At 42.4% G+C, this 5,259-nt stretch carries 6 protein-coding genes; 1 reads left to right on the top strand and 5 read right to left on the bottom strand.

Features of this window, described 5'->3' with window-relative positions; genetic code table 11:
• Window positions 1–177: 177 nt before the first annotated feature.
• Window positions 178–777 carry a hypothetical protein gene (locus tag F6K37_RS31380; protein ID WP_287254458.1) on the bottom strand — a complete coding sequence of 200 codons (600 nt, stop codon included), beginning with the start codon at window positions 775–777 and terminating at the stop codon, window positions 178–180.
• Window positions 778–1,372: 595 nt separating this feature from the next.
• A complete protein-coding gene (locus F6K37_RS31375) occupies window positions 1,373–2,227 on the bottom strand; it encodes an ion channel (protein ID WP_287254456.1) in 855 nt (284 codons plus the stop codon).
• A gap of 254 nt (window positions 2,228–2,481) precedes the next feature.
• Between F6K37_RS31375 and F6K37_RS31370 the strand changes: the two genes are divergently transcribed.
• Window positions 2,482–2,718, top strand: a complete 237-nt coding sequence (locus F6K37_RS31370) for a hypothetical protein (protein ID WP_131827058.1) — start codon at window positions 2,482–2,484, stop codon at window positions 2,716–2,718.
• Window positions 2,719–2,789: 71 nt separating this feature from the next.
• On the opposite strand, the gene F6K37_RS31365 is transcribed toward F6K37_RS31370, so the two are convergent.
• The 3 genes from F6K37_RS31365 to F6K37_RS31355 form a co-directional block, all read right to left on the bottom strand.
• Window positions 2,790–3,545, bottom strand: coding sequence for a hypothetical protein (locus F6K37_RS31365; protein WP_287254454.1), 756 nt, complete (start codon window positions 3,543–3,545; stop codon window positions 2,790–2,792).
• Between the two features lie 144 nt (window positions 3,546–3,689).
• Window positions 3,690–4,475 carry a hypothetical protein gene (locus F6K37_RS31360; protein ID WP_287254452.1) on the bottom strand — a complete coding sequence of 262 codons (786 nt, stop codon included), beginning with the start codon at window positions 4,473–4,475 and terminating at the stop codon, window positions 3,690–3,692.
• A 420-nt stretch (window positions 4,476–4,895) separates the two neighbouring features.
• On the bottom strand, window positions 4,896–5,259 hold a 364-nt coding region (locus F6K37_RS31355; protein ID WP_287254450.1), incomplete at its 5' end, for a DsbA family protein.

The raw sequence follows: 5,259 nt of genomic DNA, 5'->3' as shown, positions 1-5,259 counted from the left end.
CATTGCGACTGATGTTTTCTAGTCTTCGTCTTTGTTCGATTGTCAGCAGCACTTTATCTCTACGACCTCTTCCCATTTTTTTGACCTCAAATAATCATCCTTCTATTCCACTATTTTAGCTGTGCCACGCCACTACGGCTAATCACGAATTAGAAAAAGCGAGAGACTATCAAGATATCAATAATTGCGATGAAATCGATCATTATCTCTGTATCCTGCATTGTCTATGTTATTGTTACTATTTCGATTTCCAGGGAATGTCTGAGGGTCAACCACGCACCGGAAAGAGCGAGGTCTTCCGTCCCGAAAATCTTTTGTCCCACCACCACAGACAAATTTTTCATTAATCTGTTGACCATTAATCGTGCCTTTTACCCGAAAACCGTAAGCACCGTCATGGGTAGGTTTGAACCAAGTATTATAACGGTTGTCAGTACCAAAGGCTTTTCGGAGTTCACCCTTGAGTTTGGCTTTACGAATCACCTGAGCATCAAACTTATCTTCTTTGAGATACAGCACATAGACATCAAGATCTATTTTGTCTTCCTTGTCTGTGTCTACAGGAGAGTCATCAGCGGCATTGCGCAGAATAACATCAACCGCATTCACCACATCCTCAAAAGCTGGTTCGTTTCTAAATCCTACAGTGACTTTATATGCTCCCACCACTCTTGTTTCATGAGCGCGGGCCGGGATTGCAGATAGGGCCATCATGCCAATCAGTGCCGCCGTTTTACAGGCAGATCCAATTTGACGAATTGTCAAAGAAAGTGTCATCGAATATATTTGAATAGTATCAACATACTGTGCCTTTTCTATTGAAATCTATTTTCATCAATTATTTTATTAAATTTTGATGAAAATCATCTTTTAACCCACATCATGCACTTCAAAATGTAGTATCCATAAAACACAGAAGCGGCAAGGAAGTTCCCCAAAACAAAAGTTTTTGAGTATAGATAGTGATTATTCCACGTCTGTGTGGGCAACTTTATAAGTAATTTATGACTTGACAAAGAGTCAACTCATAAATTACCTTATTAATAAGACCAGGCCAAGACTAATTCACCATTACTCCTCTTCTGTCACTTTGGGAAAATTGAAGGAATTTGCTTCATTTCAGCCTAGGAAAAATCAAGGTTTGACCCCAGTTTTACAGAAGAGGGATAATTTAATTAATTTATAAATTTAAGCTGATGAATAATAATATTGCTGGCAGGTTTCAGGAAAAAAGCTGAGAATGGAACTTATGGTCAGGCAGACTTTATTAGTATAGCCGGTAGTTTTAGTTATCAGGGCGTTTAAAAAGTGAATTTGGTATCACTAAAATAATCCTACAAATAATCTAAGCATAATCAAACTTAAATTCCTATTATTGAACATCATGAAAGTGGCTATAATCAATAATTCTACTGCCGTCTGATTTCCTATGAAACATATCGACAAAACGCCTATCCCACAAAATTTCTGATGCGGTGTAGGAGTGACGAGCGTGAATAGTCTGGGAAACCGTTTCATCAATACCGACTAGGGTGATAATAAGTGTAGCTTCCATTTCAGCGAGAGACTCTGGTGTTTCCCCATATAACGGACTACTTTGATCAATCGGATGCATCACTGTCCAAGTTAGACCAAAGCTAGGGGTTTGGCTACGCAACAGTTTCATGTCGTAGAATCGACGCATGGATTCCCCTTCTAAGGTCACTTCATAGCGCAGCAAACTTACCCTGAGCTGAGCTTCCAGAATCCGATTATCCCGTTCATTGGCCGTGCGAAACATGAGGGTAGTTACCCCATTATGGCGCGCAATCACTGCCCTACGACTGAAGATGACTCTGGCAGTAGGGCGAGAGAAGCGGGCAAACATTAGTCCGGTTGCCATGGCTAGGGCCATCAAACCTACTAGAGCTTCTATGGTAACGATGATATTAGCATAGGAGGTCACGGGATACATGGCACCATAACCAATGGATGCCATGGTCTGAACACTAAAGAAAAAGACATCTAAGAAAGCACCTGGACGGGCGTTTTCAATACAATTGCCTCCCGCTAGGTACAATAGGGCAAAGACGATGTTTATGGTTAAATAACAAACCGCAATTAGCCCGAAAAATATGGGCCAATTAACGGTCAGCATTATATGATAAGGGTCACGCCAATGGTTATGGGATGACCCTTTGATAATTACGTCTAATTGTCTAGGTCTAGTCCGTTTAGCGATGCGCATCTTAGTTAGTTTAAACTTGTTAATTGCAATTTAAATTGGTTATTTTACCGTAAGCTCTTAGCTATCAGCCTGTCGCGTATCAGCTATCAGCTATCAGCCTATGGTCACGCTAGGATAACAGCTTTTGAATAAAATCAGCTGAAGGCTGAAGGCTGAAGGCTGAAGGCTGACCGCTGAGTGCTGACTGTTTACTATTTTTTAAAATATTTATCGATTGATTAGTGTTTTATTAGGGTCTAGTAGGGAGTAGCCTGGTGGTGCGTTACGGGACGGACTGTTCAAGGCGCAAAGAGGCGGAAAATCAGAGGCTTTCCGTCCCGATGCTGCTGGCGAAATATTTCGCGAACTTACCAAGAAGCCCGATCAGCCCTCACCCCCAGCCCCTCTCCCAACCTTGGGAGAGGGGAGCAGATTACGGCAGAATAAGGGTTTCACGAATTCGCCAGCAGCGTCCGTCCCTAACGCACCATCTGGTCAAACGGCAAAAATGAGATGCACCCAAAGCGTTCGCTTAGCGGCTCTTTAGAGCATCGCATTTTTCCTTTAGATTTCCCCATCTGATTTATTCAGTTACTTGACCACGAACTAATGCCCATCCTGTGGTGACCTGACCGTAAGCCCAAGTAGCGTAGGGAGCAATACATAACTTAATTAACCAGGGTATCACCATGATTGCGCTAAATATCATCAGCCCCAATACCTTGCTCCCGATTTTATGAATTCCGTTCACCAACTCCTGCACCCCTGCTACAATTTTTTGGGAATCTTCTCTAAGGGAATCGAGGTTAGGAATACCGCTGACAATAGTATTAAAAACCCTAAGTATTTCCAAATTATCCTTTAAAACTGCCTTGACCTGTTGCAAACCAACCACTGGTACTTCAAACCCAGGAATAGTAGGCATAGCCACTGAAACCTCTTTCATTTCGATATTCACCTTAGGCGGAAATCCACCCCCCAAGTTGACATCTGGTTTCACCGGAAGATTAACATCTGGTATGCCAAGATCAGGCAAACTCACTCCTGTAGGAATCTGTTCAACTATCTCGAATGCTTCTTGCACTTCTGCGTTTATTGTTTTGATCGGTTCTATGATAGAAGCAATTTCCTCTTTGGCTTTTTGAGTACTTTCCTTCACTTCCACTAGAGTGTTATTGATTTCCACTAAAGGGCCAGTAACCAGACTCTTGATGTCATTTAAAATTGTTAAAAAAGTAATCAAAAATACCACTACTATGATAATCGGGATTAAGGCATAGATAATCATGACTATACCATTAAGTCGTTGCCTTAAACCACTGCTTTGATCAACTCTCATCGTCTTACCTCTATTATAGCGTTTATCGCAGTTATGAGGTACGGTTTTAAACCTCAAAGTCCCCCTTATTAAGGGGGATTTAGGGGGATCACTTTGTACCTTATGGGATATATAATTGCTATATCTTACCTGCTCCGAAGCTCCCTATTGAGATACTCCCCTGATTAATTGCCATCCAGCAGTTAGCTGAGGGGAAGCCCACTTGATGTATTTCACAACCAACCAGGGTAATGAAAGTAGCACAGTCCCTGCCAACAGGATGATCATAACCAATAGATTACGGCAAATTTTTTGAATAATTACTAGTAACCCCTGCTCCCCAACAATTAGTCTTTGGTAATGGTCTCTAATCACTTCAATATTGGGAAGAATACCAATAACTTTATTTAAAGTGCCAATAATTTCAACATTCTGAGTTAAAAGGGCTTTCGTTTCTTTTAGTCCTGATACACTAACCTTCACCCCAGGAATATCAGGTAAAGCAACAGGTACCTTTTCAATCTCAACTCGCACCTTAGGAATCTTAAGAATAGGTTCTTTAGGAATCTTGGGAATATCAAATACGAACACAACTGGCTTGTTTAACTCCCTGCTGCTCAATTTAACTTTTGGTTTAATCGGCAGTTCAACATCAGGAATCGGAATAGTCGGAAGCTCTATTTCTTCAGGAATACTATCAATTGTTTCGACCGTTTTAGCCAGTTTTTTATCTAGATCACCAATCGGTGCTATGGCACTACCAATAACATTTCCCGTTTGCTCGAATTTGCCACTGATAGTCACCAGAGCGCTATCGATTTCTTGTACTGGTCCACCCACAAGACTGTTGATATCCAGCACAATCGTGGCTAAGGTTAGAATAACTACTAATAGGTAAATAACTGGTATCAGGGCTTGGATAATCAACCCTATACCTCGAATTCTAGCCATGGTGAAAGTTAGCAGTGATTACACTAACTTTCACTTTAGTACAGCTAGCTCAATAGTTGCCGAACCACAAGCTTAGCTAAGCATTCAGCGGTGAGCCGTCAGCCGTCAGCCGTCAGCCATTCGCGTAGCCTGGCCAAAGGCTGACGGCCTGTTGCTGTACAAAATCGTGGGTTTTAGGGAGCAGGGAGCAGGTAAGAGGAACCCACCCCTAGGGCGTGTCTTCAAACTCGGAGATCCCCCTAAATCCCCCTTAAAAAAGGGGGACTTTAAGTATGGCTCCCCCCTTCCGCGCGGGGGGTTGGGGGGGATCATAATCTTGCGGAAAACTTTGAAAACACGCCCTAACCCCTCCCAGGAGGGGAAGGGAAGAGGGAAGAGGGTAAAAATCCTGTGTACCTCATAGCTATGATAAACGCTAGATCATGATCTGACCTTTGCCAAAATACTCTCCATTTCTGATAGGTTGAGAGGAACCTGGAGTACTTCTGTATTCAAGACAAAGAAAGGAGTACCATTAACTGCCAAGCTCTGAGCTAATTTCAGATCGTCCCTAATGGCAGCTTCGGCTCCAACGCTGATGCGATCGCGATTAAATTGCTCTAGATCGAGATTAAGATTTTGGGCGATCGCTAGATACAATTCTTCATCCAAGTTATCTTGCTGCTCAAACAGGGCATCTTCATACTCCCAGAATTTCCCTTGCTGAAAAGCCGCCCAAGCTGCTTTAGCTGCTGGGATTGCTTGAGGATGAATCTGACTCAGAGGCAAATGCTTATATACTAAG

The organism is Moorena sp. SIO4E2 (genome assembly GCF_010671945.1).
Classification (GTDB): Bacteria; Cyanobacteriota; Cyanobacteriia; order Cyanobacteriales; family Coleofasciculaceae; genus Moorena; species Moorena producens.
This window is presented reverse-complemented; position numbering and strand designations above follow the sequence as displayed.

Excerpts from the sequence above, each read along its gene's own strand:
- F6K37_RS31380 (WP_287254458.1), bottom strand. The coding sequence starts at position 777 with ATGACACTTTCTTTGACAATTCGTCAAATTGGATCTGCCTGTAAAACG.
- F6K37_RS31375 (WP_287254456.1), bottom strand. The coding sequence starts at position 2,227 with ATGCGCATCGCTAAACGGACTAGACCTAGACAATTAGACGTAATTATC.
- F6K37_RS31365 (WP_287254454.1), bottom strand. The coding sequence starts at position 3,545 with ATGAGAGTTGATCAAAGCAGTGGTTTAAGGCAACGACTTAATGGTATA.
- F6K37_RS31360 (WP_287254452.1), bottom strand. The coding sequence starts at position 4,475 with ATGGCTAGAATTCGAGGTATAGGGTTGATTATCCAAGCCCTGATACCA.